Genomic DNA, 14,171 nt, shown 5'->3' with positions numbered 1-14,171 from the left:
AGATGGCCCCAGAAATGACAGATGTCTCGCGACATATGAGACATATGTCGCGAGACATCACATTGGCGGAGGATGGGGGATTCGAACCCCCGAGGGCTTTCACCCAACACGCTTTCCAAGCGTGCGCCATAGGCCACTAGGCGAATCCTCCTGGGACCCCTCACGCACCCGCCAGAGCCCGGTTACCCTTGCTGCGTTTCCGCCCTGGGGGAGTTGGCCTGGATGGCGCCACGTGAGGAGCCTCGGACAGTCTACCCGAGGGAACGCGCGCGTCGAACCGCGAGGTACTCGTCGAACGCCTCGCGGCTCGATCGCTCCGGCGAGTAGCCGAGCACGCGCTTGAGGCGCGCGTTGTCGAGCACCGGCCGGTAGCGGAGGAAGCCGACGCGTTCCGGACCGTGCACCGTGAGCCGGAGGGCGCGGCCGACGCGCAGCACCGCAGTGAGGAGTCCCGCGGACACGGTGACGGTGGGCTTGCCGAGGGCGTCCGCGATCTCGGTCACGGTGACGCGCCCGTCGCCGGCGACGTTGAACGCGCCGGTGACCTCGCCGGTCGCGCCGCGCACGATCGCGCCGACCACGTCGTCGACCCAGACGAAGACGAACGGGCTCTCCGAGCCGGCGATCCGGAGGATGCGCCTCGCCTCCCACAGCGCCGTGATCTGGTTCGCGACGGTGGGCCCCAGGATCGTGCCGATCCGGAGCACGACCTGGCCGAGCTCGGGGTGCCGGGTGCGGTAGTCGGTGAGCAGCTCCTCGACGAGCCGCTTGTGGCGGGAGTAGCTGAACTCCTCGTTGCCCCGGATCGGGTCGTCCTCGGTCAGCCACTCGGGGCTGTCGGCGTGGTAGCCGTAGGCGGCGCCCGACGAGGACACCACGATGCGGCGGACGCCGTGCGCGACGGCGGCGTCGAGCACGTTGCGGGTGCCCTCCACGTCGACGCGGTACTCCACGTCCTCGCTCAGCCCGCCGGGGTTCACGATGGCGGCGAGGTGCACGATCGTGTCGATGTCGTGCCGTTCGACGACGGCGGCGACGGCCGCGGCATCCGTCACGTCGCACGCCTCGACGACGACGCCGTCGGGTACGGATGCCGCGGGCTCCCGCACGTCGCCCGAGACGACGAGTTCGACCTCCGGGTCCCAGGCGAGCGCGCGGACCGCGTTCGAGCCGAGGAACCCGCTGCCGCCGGTGACGAGGATGCGCCGGCTCACGACGTCGCCCCTGAGGCGGTCGCAGGACCGGATGCGCCTTCGGTCGCGGCGTCGCCGTCCGCGTCGCCGCCGGCCGCGGCATCCGCCCGCCTGGTGCGTCGCGCCCACACCGTCGCGAGCGCGAGCCCCGCGATGATGTCCCAGATGCCCCACCAGCCGGCGACGATCGCCATGCCGCCGATGCCGCCGAAGAACGAGAAGACGAGGCCGAGACCGAGGCCGGCGTTGCGGATGCCGACCTCAAACGTGATCGCCTTGCGGTCGCGCACGCCGAGTCCGCCGATGCGGGCGCTCGCGTAGCCGAGGCCGAGCGCGATCGCGTCGTGGAGGAACACGGCGAGGAGCACGACGCCGATGTAGGCCATGAAGATCGTCCAGTTGCCCACGAGCGCGGCGACGATGAAGCCGACGAGTGCGAGCAGGCTGATCCAGCGTGCGTACGGCTGCACGCGGGCCGCGAAGCGCGGCCAGACGGCGCGGATGACGAAGCCGACGATGAACGGCAGCCCGATGATGAGGAAGATGTCGAGCAGCATCTGCCAGCCGTCGAGGCTGACGGCCCGCACGAGCTCCGAGGCCTTCGGGTGGATGCCGCCCCAGAACGCGATGCTGAGCGGCAGCACGAAGATGTAGATCACGTTCGCGACCGCGGTCATCGACACCGACAGCGCGACGTTGCCGCGGGCGCGGTAGGTCAGCACCTGCGAGATGTTGCCGGGCGGGCAGGCGGCGACGAGCAGCATTCCGAGCGCGACCGACGCCTGCACGTCGAGCAGCAGGGTGAGCCCGAAGGTGACCGCGGGCAGCAGGACGACCTGCGCGAGGAGCGCGATGACCATCGCCTTGGGCGCCCGCGCGACGGCGCGGAAGTCGGCCGGCGAGGTGTCGAGCGCGATGCCGAACATGATGAAGCCGAGCACGACGTTGAGGGCGATCATCGAGCCGGGCGCGAAGTTGAGGACGACGTCGTCGATGTTCATGCGCGCGTGCCCGCCTTCCGGGCGTCGGTCGCGGGCGCGACGGACGCCGTGGGGGCGGCGGATGCCACGGGCGTGACGGATGCCGCGGGCGCGGGCAGCGTGCGCAGCAGGCGCTTCACCGTGCGGCGGTAGGCGTCCTTGTTCACGTAGTACGACATGCGGTCGAGCCCGAGGTAGCGGTATCCGCCGGTGAGGTCGGGCCACGGCTTCGCGGCCGCGACGCGGAAGCGGGACGCGGCATCCGGCACGTCTCGCGCGGCCGCGAGGTACGCCGCGATGAGCTCGGCCTGCTCGTAGCGGCCCTGCCAGCCGATGCCCGAGGCCTCGACCATGCCGAGCACGAACAGGCCGTTGAAGCTCGGCGGGAAGACGTTGAGGTAGAGCTCGGGTGCCGCCTGCGACCAGTTGAGGTGGGCGCGCTCGACGAACGGGTAGTCCAGCCGGTAGCCGGTCGCGAGCACGACGAGGTCGTAGTCGGCGGCGCTGCCGTCGGCGAATCGCACGGTCGAGCCGTCGAACCGGTCGATGTCGCCGACGACGCGGAGGTCGCCCTGGCCGAGGTGGTTCAGGATCAGCGTGTTCACGATCGGGTGCGACTCGTAGATCCGGTAGTCGGGCTTCGGGAAGCCGAACCGCACGGGGTCGCCCGTGAAGGCGCGCAGCACGCGCGTGTCGACGAACTGCTTGAGGCGCGCGGGCAGCGGCCGCCCCTGGTTGAGGGTGTCGCTCGGCCGCCCGAACAGGTACCGGGGCACGAAGTAGTAGCCGCGACGTACGGACAGGTCGACGGATGCCGCGTGGTGGACCGCGTCGACCGCGATGTCGCAGCCCGAGTTGCCCGCGCCGATGATGAGGACGCGCTTGCCCTCGAACACCTTCGGCGACTTGTATGCGCTCGTGTGCATGAGCTCGCCCGCGAACTCGCCGCGGAAGCTCGGCACGTTCGGCTCGGCGAGCGTGCCGTTGGCGAGGATCACGGCCGGATGCTCGGTCGTGGTGCACGTGCCGTCCGCGTCGACGGCGGTCACGCGCCATCCGCTCGCCCCGGTCGCATCGCCGTCGACCGGTTCGACCGCGGTGACCCTCGTGTCGAACCGTATGTGCTCGCGCAGGCCGTACGCGTCGGCGTACTCGCGGAAGTAGCGGTGCAGCTCGCGGTGGCCGGGGTAGTCGGCGGTCGAGTCCATCGGGAACTCGGCGAACTCGGTCGTCGTGCGCGACGAGATGAGGTGCGCCGACTCGTACATGGTCGAGCGCGGGTTGTCGATGTTCCAGAGGCCGCCCACGTCGGGGCCGGCCTCGAAGCCGATGAAGGGGATGCCGGCGCGACTGAGCGCGCGGGCACCGGCGAGACCTGATGGGCCCGCTCCGATGAGGGCGATGGGGTTCACGGGTGTTCCTGGTGCGTTGGCGGCGTCGTCGGGGCCGACGCCGGCTCGGGTCCGAACAGCATAAGCGAACGGTGCTCGGGTTCCGGAACCGGCGCGGGCCGCGGGGTCCACGCGCCTGCGCCGCCGAGACCCGCCTCGGTAGGCTGGCCGGGTGGCGCACAGCATCTACATCTGCTCCGCCGAGGGGAACACCGGGAAGTCGACGGTGGCGCTCGGGACGCTCGACACCCTGAGCCGACGGGCGACCCGAGTGGGCGTCTTCCGCCCGATCGCGCGCTCCACCGAGGAGCGCGACTACGTGCTCGAGCTGCTGCTCGCCCACGACGGCGTCATCGAGCTCGGCTACGACGAGTCGATCGGCGTCACCTACGACGACGTCCACTCCGATCCCGAGGCCGCGCTCGCCACGATCGTCCGGCGGTTCAAGGCCATCGAGGCGCGGTGCGACGTGGTCGTCGTCATCGGGTCCGACTACACCGACGTCGGCAGTCCGACGGAACTCGCGTTCAACGCGCGCATCGCGGCGAACCTCGGTGCGCCCGTGCTCCTCGTCGTCGGGGGTCGCGTGACGCAGGGGCGCGGGGCGAGCGAACGCCTCGGGTACACGGACGCCCGGACTCCCGATGAGCTCGCCCAGATCACCGAGCTCGCCGTCGAGGAGCTCGAGCGCGAGCACGCCTCGCTCCTCGGCGTGGTCGCGAACCGGGCGGACCCCGATCGGCTCGACTCGATCGTCGATGCCGTGCGCTCCGCGTCGAGCGCGATCGGCGGCCCCGAGGCATCCGTCTCGGTCTGGGCGATCCCGGAGGACCAGTACCTCGTCGCGCCGTCCATGCGCTCGGTCATGCGGGCGGTCGGCGGGGAGCTCTACGCGGGCGATCCCGAACTGCTCGAGCGCGAGGCGCTGGGCGTCGTGGTGGCCGCGATGTCGATGGAGAACGTGCTCGCCTGGCTCACCGAGGGCGCCGTCGTGGTCGTGCCCGGCGACCGCAGCGAGGTGCTCCTCGGCGTGCTCACCGCGCACGCCTCGGCGACCTTCCCGTCGATCGCGGGCATCGTGCTGAACGGCGGGTTCCCGGTCTCCGAGACCGTCGAGCGGCTGATCGAGGGCCTGAAGTCGGGACTGCCGATCATCCGCACCGAGCTCAGCAGCTACGACACCGCGCTCGCGATCACGCAGACCCGCGGCAAGCTCGCCGCGGAGTCGCAGCGCAAGCGCGACACCGCGCTGGCGCTCTTCGAGAAGCACGTCGACGGGGTCGAGCTGCTCGACCGCCTCGACGTGGCCCGCACCGACGTCGTCACGCCGCTCATGTTCGAGTACGGCCTGCTCGCCCGGGCACGCGAGGCGCGCAAGCACATCGTGCTGCCCGAGGGCTACGACGACCGCATCCTGCGCGCCGCGGCGACCCTGCTCGCACGCGACGTCGCCGACCTCACGATCCTCGGCGAGGAGATCGAGATCCGCTCGCGCGCGATCGGGCTCGGCCTCGACATCTCCCGGGCGACGGTGCTCTCGAACCACGACCACGTGCTCGTCTACCGCTTCGCCGACGAGTACCAGCGACGCCGCGCGCACAAGGGCGTGACCCTCGAGCAGGCCCGCGACACCGTGCAGGACGTCTCGTACTTCGGCACGATGATGGTCGAACTCGGGCTCGCCGACGGCATGGTCTCCGGGGCGATGCACACGACGGCGCACACCATCCGCCCGGCCTTCGAGGTCATCAAGACCAAGCCCGACGTCGACGTCGTCTCGAGCGTGTTCCTCATGGCGCTCGCCGATCGCGTGCTCGTCTACGGCGACTGCGCGGTCGTCCCCGACCCGACCGCCGAGCAGCTGGCCGACATCGCGATCTCGTCGGCGCAGACCGCGGCGCGGTTCGGCATCGAGCCGCGCGTGGCGATGCTGTCGTACTCCACCGGCGAATCGGGGTCGGGGGCGGATGTCGACAAGGTGCGTCGCGCGACCGCGCTCGTGCGCGAGCGCGCTCCCGAACTGCCGGTCGAGGGGCCGATCCAGTACGACGCGGCCGCGGACGCCGCGGTGGCGCGCACGAAGCTGCCCGGCTCGTCGGTCGCGGGGCGTGCGACGGTGTTCGTCTTCCCCGACCTCAACACTGGCAACAACACGTACAAGGCGGTGCAGCGCTCGGCGGGCGCGGTCGCGATCGGGCCGGTGCTGCAGGGCCTCAGGAAGCCGGTGAACGACCTCTCGCGGGGCGCGCTCGTGCAGGACATCGTGAACACGGTCGCGATCACGGCGATCCAGGCGGCGTCGTGAGCGCCGCCGGTGGTCGAGTAGCACGCGAAGCGCGCGCCGCCGCCGGTGGTCGAGTAGCACGCGAAGCGCGCGTATCGAGACCCGGGAGCCGCGCATGAGCGTCGTCCTCGTCGTCAACTCCGGGTCGTCGTCGCTGAAGTACCAGCTCGTGGACGTCGCCGCCGGCGAGCCGCTCGCGTCGGGCCTCGTCGAGCGCATCGGCGCCGGGGTCGGTCGCGCGACCCACACGGATGCCGCGGGCCGCGTGTCGCGCGAGGAGGCGCCGGTCGCCGACCACCACGCGGCGTTCGCGTGGATGCTGCGGGCCTTCGCCGAGCACGGGCCCTCGCTCGAGGAGTACGCGCCCGTGGCCGTCGGGCACCGGGTGGTGCAGGGCGGCGCGCGATTCTTCGAGCCGACGGTGATCACCGAGCTCGTGAAGATCAACATCGACGAGCTCTCGGTGCTCGCGCCGCTGCACAACCCGGCGAACCTCGCGGGCATCGTGGCGGCGGAGCGCGCCTTCCCGTCGGTGCCGCACGTGGCGGTCTTCGACACCGCGTTCCACCAGACGATGCCGCCCGAGGCGTACCTCTACGCCCTCGACCGCGACCTCGCCGAGAAGCACCGGATCCGCCGGTACGGATTCCACGGCACGTCGCACCGGTACGTCTCGCGGGCTGCTGCGGCGTTCCTCGGCCGGCCGATCGAGGAGCTGAAGCTCATCGTGCTGCACCTCGGCAACGGTGCATCGGCGTGCGCGGTCGACGGCGGGCGCTCCGTCGAGACGAGCATGGGGATGACCCCGCTCGAGGGTCTTGCGATGGGCACGCGCTCGGGCGATCTCGACCCGGCGGTCGTGCTGCACCTGCAGCGGCGCGCGGGGCTCGGGGTCGACGAGGTGGACGACCTGCTGAACAAGCGGAGCGGCATGCTGGGCCTGGGCGGGCACGGCGACATGCGCGACCTGACCGAGGCCGCGGCATCCGGCGACGAGCGGGCGCGCATCGCGCTCGAGGTCTACGCGCACCGCATCCGCTCGTACGTGGGTGCCTACGCCGCGCAGCTCGGCCGGGTCGATGCGATCATCTTCACCGCGGGCGTGGGCGAGAACTCGGCCGAGGTGCGCGCCGGGTCGCTCGCCGGGCTCGAGGGGTTCGGCGTCGAGGTGGATGCCGCGCGCAACGCGGAGCGGTCGGGGGAGGCGCGCCGGATCTCGACGGACGCCTCGCGCACCGCGGTGCTCGTGGTGCCGACGAACGAGGAGCTCGAGATCTCCCGGCAGACGCTCGAGGTCGTCGCGGGCTGAGTCCCGGGAGGGCTCGGCGTCGCGAAGGCATGCCGTATTTCACAAGATCTCTTGTACAAGATGTCTTGTGGATCTAGGCTGGCGGCATGACCGACGCCGAACGACCGCCTGCCGAGTCGAGCGTGCACCTGCACGACCCCGGACCGATGCGCGCGATGGCGCATCCCATGCGCCTGCGGATCATCGGCCTGCTGCGCATGGAGGGGCCCGCCACCGTCGGCATGCTCTCGGCGAAGACGGGCGAGTCGGCGGGGTCGGTCAGCTACCACATGGCCACCCTCGCCAAGCACGGCTTCGTCGAGGAGGCGCCCGAGCTCGCCCGCGACCGCCGCGAGCGCTGGTGGCGGGCCGTGCACGAGATGACGAGCTGGAACACCGTCGACGTCATCGACGACCCGGTGCGGCACGCGGCATCCGACGCCCTGCGCCGAACCGTGCTCGAGAGCTATCACCGCGAACTGCTCGCCGCGCTCGACGCCGAGGCGGCGCTCGAGCCCGAGTGGATCGCTCCGACCGATTCGTCCGACGGCGCGGCGCATCTCACCCTCGAGGAGTTCCAGGAGCTCTCGGCCGACCTCGCAGCCGTCCGCGACAAGTGGTGGGCGCGCCGCGGCGAGCCCGCGGAGGGCACGCGGCTCGTGCGGTGGATGACCCACGTCTTCCCGAGGAACGACGTGTGAGCGCGGCATCCGCCCCGGCCGAGCCGATCGCGCCCACCGTCGCCGGTCGGCGCCGTCGGCTGCCGCTCGTCGCGCTGTTCGCCGCGCAGCTCTTCTCGCTCGGCGGCAACGCGATCGCGATCGTCGCCGTGCCGCTCATCGTCCTGCAGCAGACCGGTTCGCCGCTCGCCGCGGGGGTCGCGGGCATCTTCGCGACGGTGCCGCTCGTCATCGGCGGTGCGCTGGGCGGCGTCCTCGTCGACCGGTTCGGCTACCGCGCGTCGAGCATCGCAGCGGATGTCGCGAGCGGCGTCACCGTGCTCGCGATCCCGCTGCTCGACGCCGCGGGCCTGCTCTCGTTCCCGATCCTCCTCGCGCTCGTGTTCCTCGGCGGCCTCCTCGACCCTCCGGGCGACACCGCGAAGACCGTGCTCATGCCCGAGCTGGCCGCGCTCGCGCGCACGTCGCTCGCCCGCGCCGCGGGCGCCCAGTCGGCCGTGCAGCGCACCGCGACCATGATCGGCGCCGGCACGGCCGGAGCGCTCGTCGCCCTCGCGGGGCCGATGACGGCGCTCGTGGCGGACGCTGCCGGCTTCGCGGTCTCCGCCGTCCTCGTGGCGCTCCTCGTGCCGTCGCGCGCGCGGCTCGCCGTGGCGCTCGGCTCCGAGCCGGCCGCGGGGTCGGGCGCTGCGTCGTCGGCCGACCAGCCGGCACCCTCGGGTTCCAGCGCCGCCGAGAGCGCGGCCGGCTTCGTCGCCGGCATCCGCTTCATCGCGAAGACGCCGCTCGCGCTCGCCGTCGTCCTCCTCGTGACCCTCACGAACGCGATCGACGCGGCGGGCATGACGGTGCTCAAGCCCGTGTACGCCTCGCAGGTGCTGGGCGACCCGGCGTCGCTGGGGTTCATGATCGGATGCTTCGCCGCCGGCGCCCTCACCGGCTCGACCGTGTTCGGGCTGGTCGGCCACCGCGCCTCCGGGCGAGTCATGTTCGCCGCGTGCTTCGTGCTCGCGGGCGCGCCGCCCTACGCGGCGATGGCGCTCGGCGTGCCCGTCGAGGTGCTGTTCGTCGTGCTCGCGCTGTCGGGCCTCGCCGCGGGTGCGCTCAACCCGATGATCTCGACGGCGCTATTCGGGGTCGTGCCCGACGGCATGCGGGCCCGCGTGTTCGGCGCGATCACCTCCGGCGTCGCGGCGTCCATGCCCATCGGGGCGTTCGCCGCGGGCGCGGCCGTCGATGCGTTCGGGTTCGTCCCGGTCGTCGCCGGCGCCGCCGTGCTCTACCTCGTGCTGGGCGCGAGCCCGCTCGTGCTGCGGGCGTTCGACGGGCTCTCGGACGCGCGCCGCGCCGGGGTCGTCGCCGATGCGCCGGCCGCGGCATCCGTCGCCCATGCGTCGGGGACCGAGGGGGTCGCGGGCGACATCGCGGTCGAGCCGCGACGGTGAACTCGCGTCAGCGCACGAGGCGCGCGCAGTCGATGCAGAGCGTGGCCGTGGGCCGCGCCTCGAGGCGCGCGACCGTGATCTTGTTGCCGCAGCGCTCGCAGACGCCGTAGGTGCCCTCGTCGATCCGGGCGAGCGCCCGGTCGACGTCGGTGAGCTCGTGCTCGACGTCGTGCAGCACCGCGGTGCGCTGCGACCACTCCTGGCTCATGGTCGGCCCGTCGGGGTCGTGCTCGTCGTCGACCGACGTGTCGGATCTGGCCTCGCGAACCGCGGTGATCCCCTCGCTCTGCTCGGCGAGGCGTTCCTCGGCCTCGCGCCGTTCCGCGAGCAGGAGCTCTCGGAACCGCTCGAGCTGCGCGGCTGTGCTGACCCCCGTCGTCACGTGACCACCTCCGTCGTCGTGCACCGGGCGGTGGGATGGCGCGTCCGCGCCGATGCGGTCCACCGATCCTATGCCAGCCCACCGACGTCGCGGCCGGGTCGAACGGCCCGGCGGGGGCGAACTCTGCCAGAGACGACAGCGGAAAGCGCTCCCCCAAAACAGGTGTATGTGAGGCGGGTCTCCGTTTGGATAGCCTGCATCAGCGGCCTCGGTTCGGGGCCGCTGACGTGTGCAGGGGGAGAGCATGGTGGATCGGCGCGGAATCCGTTCGGCGAAGGGAAGAGCGGGGCTTCCGCCGCGTAGTGGGGTCCGCTCCGCGCTCGCGTTGCTCATCGGCGCAGCACTCACCCTCACCTCTGCGCCGGTCGCGTTCGCGGACTCCCGGGCCGGAGCGTCCGGCCGAGACACCACCACGTCCGTGATGGCCTCGGCAGCGGTTGCAGAGCCGGCGGTCGACATGACGGGTGTGCAGGTGGGGACGATGCCCACGAGTCGAGCGGACGCCGCCGCAACTGCACCGGCCACCGTGACCCTCTCCGGAACGATCGTCGATCTGAGCGGCGAACCGGTGCCAGGGGTCGAGGTCCACGCCGGGTACACCTACCACGAACTGCCGATCGCCACCTCTGTCACGGCGTCGGACGGCTCGTTCACGATGCCCGTGACCACGGAGTGGGAGTTCCCGTTCCAGGTCGGTGATGCCGACGCCCTCGGGCTGGTCGGCGGGTTCCTGGCGGTCGACGGCACGCTCATCGACGGGTACGAGACGATGCGCCGGTTCGAAGCAGTTCCGGGCTACGTGGACCTCGGAGACATTCAACTTCGGCAGGGTCACGAAGTCGGTGGCACGGTCACCGTCGCCGGATTGCCCACAGGAGCGACGACTGAGGCACGGCTGCTGTTCTCCCCTGGTGGTGCCGATTACACCTACCGCGAGGAGCTCATCCGGATCGGGAACGGAGCGAACCCCTGGTCGATCGTGCTGCCGGATGGCGAATTCGGTATCCGTCTGAGTGCGTCGTCGCATGCCATCTTCACGTATCCCTCGAGTGGAGAAGGCCCGGTGGAGGTCGACGGGGCTGCCGTCTCCGACGTCGACTTCACCGTGGAGATGTCGGGGCGCACGATCACAGGAACGGTCGTCGACGTCGACGGACTCACCGTCGGCGGCGCCCATGTCAGCCTCGCCCCAGTGGATTTCGACGGACAGCACCATTGGACGACCACCGCAGATGACGGGACCTACGCTCTCGGGGGCGTTCGACCGGACACGTATCGACTGAGCTTCTCGTTCCAGAACGGCCCGACGACCTACTGGGATGGTGCGGCCTCGTATGAGGAGGCCGATCCGATCGTCATCCTCGACTCGACTCCGAACCTCACCGGCTACGACGCCGTGGTCTACCGCGGCGCGAGCGTGACCGGGACCTCCACGGGACCGGATGGCACTCCTCGAAGCGGCGATGTCGTCACGGCCTACCGCAACGGCACCATGCAGTCGACGGCGTACACGTTGTCGGACGGCACCTTCACCTTCACCGGCCTTCCCGCCGGCGACTACTCGTTCACGATGGAGCAGGGCGGTTGGGGCGGACTCCTCCAGTACTTCGACGGTGCGACAACGGCCGAGGAAGCCACGGTGGTCCCGCTGGCCGAGGGCGTGGACGTCGACGGCGTGGACTTCGTCTCCAGGAAGGGCGCCTCGATCGCAGGCATCGTCGCACTGGGCGACGGGACCCCGGTCGAGGGCGCTGTTGTCCGTGCCTTCGCGGCGAACGACCAGGACTCGCCCATCGCAGAGGCGAAGACCGACGCGTCGGGCGCCTACGAGATCGACGAACTGAACGCCAACAACTACGCGCTGGCCGTCTCCGGCGGCACGCCGCTCATCGTTTCCCGATGGTTCGGCGGTACGGGCGCACGCTCGGATGCGACGGCGATCAGCTTGGGTGCCGAGGACTCCGCGGCGGCGGACTTCGAGGTCGATCTCGGTGCGACGATTCGGGGCACGGTGATCCTGCCGGAAGGTGAGTCCTACGCATCCCTCCTTGCGTGGGAGACGACGTCCTCTGCCGATTCGCTGTGGATCGGACTCTCCAGCGACGAGCCGGGCGCTGAGATCGAGTGGGCCTTGCCTGGATTGCCCGCGGGCATGTGGAGGGTTTCTGCGAGTTCAGGGAACGCTTGGGTGGAAACGGCGGACATCCCCCTCGCGGCTGGCGACGAGGTCGCCGGGATCGTCATCGACCTCAGCGGGCCTGCGCAACTGTCGGGTGATGTGACCCTGAAGGGCGAACCGGACGTCTCACTCGCCGGACGGGTCACCCTCCTCGACGCGGCGGAAGAATCAGTCGCAGAAGACTGGATCGACTCGGGGCGCTATTCGTTCTCGAAGGTCGCCCCCGGTGTCTACACCATGGTGGTGCAGGCCGAGGACTGGAATGGCGGCGTCACCCGGATCGCCCAGACCGAGGTCGAGATCCCGTCCGAGGGCTCCCCGCCCGTGGGCCTCGATGTCGAGGTCGAGCCTGGAATTCCGGTCGGAGGTCGGGTGTTCGATGCCGCGACGGGCTCGCCCGTCTCGGGGGCGAACCTCGACTGGAATCGCGAGACGGGCATCGGTTGGCTCTGGTCTCATGGTTGGGGCTATGGAGCGACGACCGGAGAGTTCGAGCTCACGGTCGACGATCCCGGCATCGTGGAACTGTCGGCCTCGGCAGAGTTCCAGGACTATTCCGGAACGTCGATCGACGTCGACGTTCCCGAGCCCGGGGTCGAGGGCCTCGAGATCGGGTTGACGAAGGGCGCGAGTGTCTCCGGCCGGGTGGTCTCGGACAACAATGGCGTTCCGCTGTCGAACGTGTCCGTCGAACTGGTCGACGAGGACGGGTCGTGGCGCTACTCCGGCTACACCGATTCGGACGGCCGCTACACCGTGCACGGCGTGCTCGCCGGGACCTATCGCGTCGAGTTCACGAACTACTCGGGCCTGTACGTCTCGGAGTGGTTCGATGACCAGCCCTCGTCCGAGACGGCTGCCGAGATCACGGTCGGAAGCGAACCCCTGTCGGGCATCGACGCGGCCCTGTCGCTCGGATCGGTGATCACCGGCACGGTGACGGGCCCCGAGGGGGCACCGATTCCATGGGCGGAGGTCGGGCTCGCGGTGCCGCCCACCCCGGTCGAGGCATTCTTCGGCTTCGTGGCCGAGGTCTTCGGTGCCGAGCCCACGATCGGACGGCTTCTCGACGTCACGGCCACCACTGACGAGAACGGTGCGTTCCGCTTCCCGGCGGTGCCCGCCGGTCAGTACGCGATCTACGTCCGCGAGAGCGGGCACCGAACCACGTGGTACGACGGCAAGTCGACCCTCGACACCGCGGATCTCGTGACGACCAGCACGGGCGGTGTCGCCACGGTCCCGCTGACGGCCGAGCTGCTCGGTGAGGGCGAGACCTCCCTCGCTCCCGAGCAGACGCTCACGAGCGAGTTCGCGGTCACGCTGCATCCGGATGACACGTCCGCCGCCGAAGGCGAATGGGTCGAGTTGCGCGCCGCGGCCTCCGGCAGCCCGGTGCCGTCGATCGAGTGGGAACGTCGTGCACCCGGCGGCGAGTGGGAATCGCTCGGCCTGGGCGACGTCTACCTCGGTTTCGCGGCCGAGCTCGCGTTGGACGGGTACGAGTATCGGGCGGTGTTCACGCAGGGTGGCGCCACCCTGACGTCGGACGCGGCCACGCTGACGGTCCGTGCCGCGCCGACGGTCCCGGACGCACCTGCCGCTCCCACCGTTGGTGATATCACGAGCAGCGGCGCGACGATCAGCTGGATGTCGCCGCCGGACAACGGAGCCGCGATCAGCGGCTATTCGGTACGACTGTTCGATGCAGGCTCCGACGTGCCGATCCGCACCCTCGAACTGGGTGCGACGACGCAGCAGGTCATCGGCGGCCTGGTCGCCGCGACCGACTACGACGTCGAGGTGACCGCGCGCAACGCCGTCGGTTCCAGCGACGCGTCGGCCCGCACCGCCTTCACGACCGCCGACGCCCCGCCCCTGCCGGACGAACCCGGTCCGCCGACCGGAGTCGTCGCGGTGGCCGGCGACCGCGCCGCCGAGGTGTCGTGGGCCGCACCGGCGGATGACGGCGGCTCGCCGATCACGGGCTACACGGTGACCGCATCGCCGGGCGGCGTGACCGCCACTGCTGGAGCGGGTGCGACGAGCGTCATGGTCGGGGGTCTCGTGAACGGCACGGCGTACACCTTCGTGGTGAAGGCGACGAACGCCGTCGGCGACTCGTCGGCCTCCGCGCCGAGTGCGCCGGTGACGCCCGAGGGAGCCACCGAGCCGGTCGACCCGGTCGTCGAGCGTCTGTGGGGTGCGACTCGTTTCGAGACGGCGGCGAACATCTCGGCGGCGAACTTCGAGCCGGGTGTGTCGGTGGTATACGTGGCGAGTGGACTGGGCTTCCCGGACGCGTTGGCGGGTGCGCCGGTGGCCGGTGCGAACGATGCGCCGGTGCTG

Annotated in this window: 9 protein-coding genes, 1 tRNA gene and 1 other RNA gene; 5 read left to right on the top strand and 6 right to left on the bottom strand. The window is 71.0% G+C overall.

The annotated features are described in order from the left end of the window. Positions 1 to 63: 63 nt before the first annotated feature. The 5 genes from GLX25_RS03605 to GLX25_RS03585 all read right to left on the bottom strand — a co-directional run bounded on the left by GLX25_RS03605 (position 64) and on the right by GLX25_RS03585 (position 3,585). A tRNA-Ser gene (locus GLX25_RS03605) sits at positions 64 to 151 on the bottom strand. Next, positions 149 to 245, bottom strand: an RNA gene (gene ffs, locus GLX25_RS03600) — signal recognition particle sRNA small type. Before ffs ends, GLX25_RS03605 begins: the two co-directional genes overlap by 3 nt. Positions 246 to 251: 6 nt before the next feature. Continuing rightward, positions 252 to 1,214: an NAD-dependent epimerase/dehydratase family protein gene (locus GLX25_RS03595; RefSeq protein ID WP_166548414.1), complete on the bottom strand. Its 963-nt coding sequence runs from the start codon at positions 1,212 to 1,214 to the stop codon at positions 252 to 254. After that, complete coding sequence (locus GLX25_RS03590) at positions 1,211 to 2,194, bottom strand: bile acid:sodium symporter family protein (RefSeq protein ID WP_166548413.1); 984 nt, start codon at positions 2,192 to 2,194, stop codon at positions 1,211 to 1,213. Before GLX25_RS03590 ends, GLX25_RS03595 begins: the two co-directional genes overlap by 4 nt. Next, positions 2,191 to 3,585 (bottom strand): flavin-containing monooxygenase, encoded by a 1,395-nt coding sequence (locus tag GLX25_RS03585; RefSeq protein ID WP_271192638.1) that lies wholly within the window; start codon positions 3,583 to 3,585, stop codon positions 2,191 to 2,193. Before GLX25_RS03585 ends, GLX25_RS03590 begins: the two co-directional genes overlap by 4 nt. Positions 3,586 to 3,736: 151 nt before the next feature. Here GLX25_RS03585 and pta point away from each other — a divergent pair, with 151 nt between their 5' ends. The 4 genes from pta (at position 3,737) to GLX25_RS19295 (ending at position 9,261) form a co-directional block, all read left to right on the top strand. Continuing rightward, positions 3,737 to 5,869 carry a phosphate acetyltransferase gene (pta, locus tag GLX25_RS03580; RefSeq protein WP_166548412.1) on the top strand — a complete coding sequence of 711 codons (2,133 nt, stop codon included), beginning with the start codon at positions 3,737 to 3,739 and terminating at the stop codon, positions 5,867 to 5,869. Positions 5,870 to 5,963: 94 nt separating this feature from the next. Further along, a complete protein-coding gene (locus GLX25_RS03575) occupies positions 5,964 to 7,157 on the top strand; it encodes an acetate/propionate family kinase (RefSeq protein ID WP_155840844.1) in 1,194 nt (397 codons plus the stop codon). An 86-nt stretch (positions 7,158 to 7,243) separates the two neighbouring features. Beyond that, positions 7,244 to 7,837 (top strand): helix-turn-helix domain-containing protein, encoded by a 594-nt coding sequence (locus GLX25_RS03570; protein WP_155840843.1) that lies wholly within the window; start codon positions 7,244 to 7,246, stop codon positions 7,835 to 7,837. Continuing rightward, positions 7,834 to 9,261, top strand: a complete 1,428-nt coding sequence (locus GLX25_RS19295) for an MFS transporter (RefSeq protein ID WP_166548411.1) — start codon at positions 7,834 to 7,836, stop codon at positions 9,259 to 9,261. The genes GLX25_RS03570 and GLX25_RS19295 overlap by 4 nt, the downstream gene beginning before the upstream one ends. A gap of 7 nt (positions 9,262 to 9,268) precedes the next feature. Here the strand turns inward: GLX25_RS19295 and GLX25_RS18730 are convergent, their stop codons facing one another. Continuing rightward, the gene (locus GLX25_RS18730) at positions 9,269 to 9,643 is read right to left on the bottom strand and encodes a TraR/DksA family transcriptional regulator (protein ID WP_271192637.1); all 375 of its coding nucleotides are present in this window, start codon (positions 9,641 to 9,643) and stop codon (positions 9,269 to 9,271) included. Positions 9,644 to 10,169: 526 nt separating this feature from the next. Here GLX25_RS18730 and GLX25_RS03555 point away from each other — a divergent pair. Further along, positions 10,170 to 14,171, top strand: a 4,002-nt coding sequence (locus tag GLX25_RS03555; protein ID WP_205719820.1) for a carboxypeptidase regulatory-like domain-containing protein, incomplete at its 3' end; no start/stop codon positions are given.

Source organism: Agromyces luteolus (assembly GCF_009729855.1).
GTDB lineage: Bacteria > Actinomycetota > Actinomycetes > Actinomycetales > Microbacteriaceae > Agromyces > Agromyces luteolus.
The sequence above is the reverse complement of the archived record's forward strand: the minus strand, read 5'-3'. Positions and strand labels throughout refer to the sequence as shown.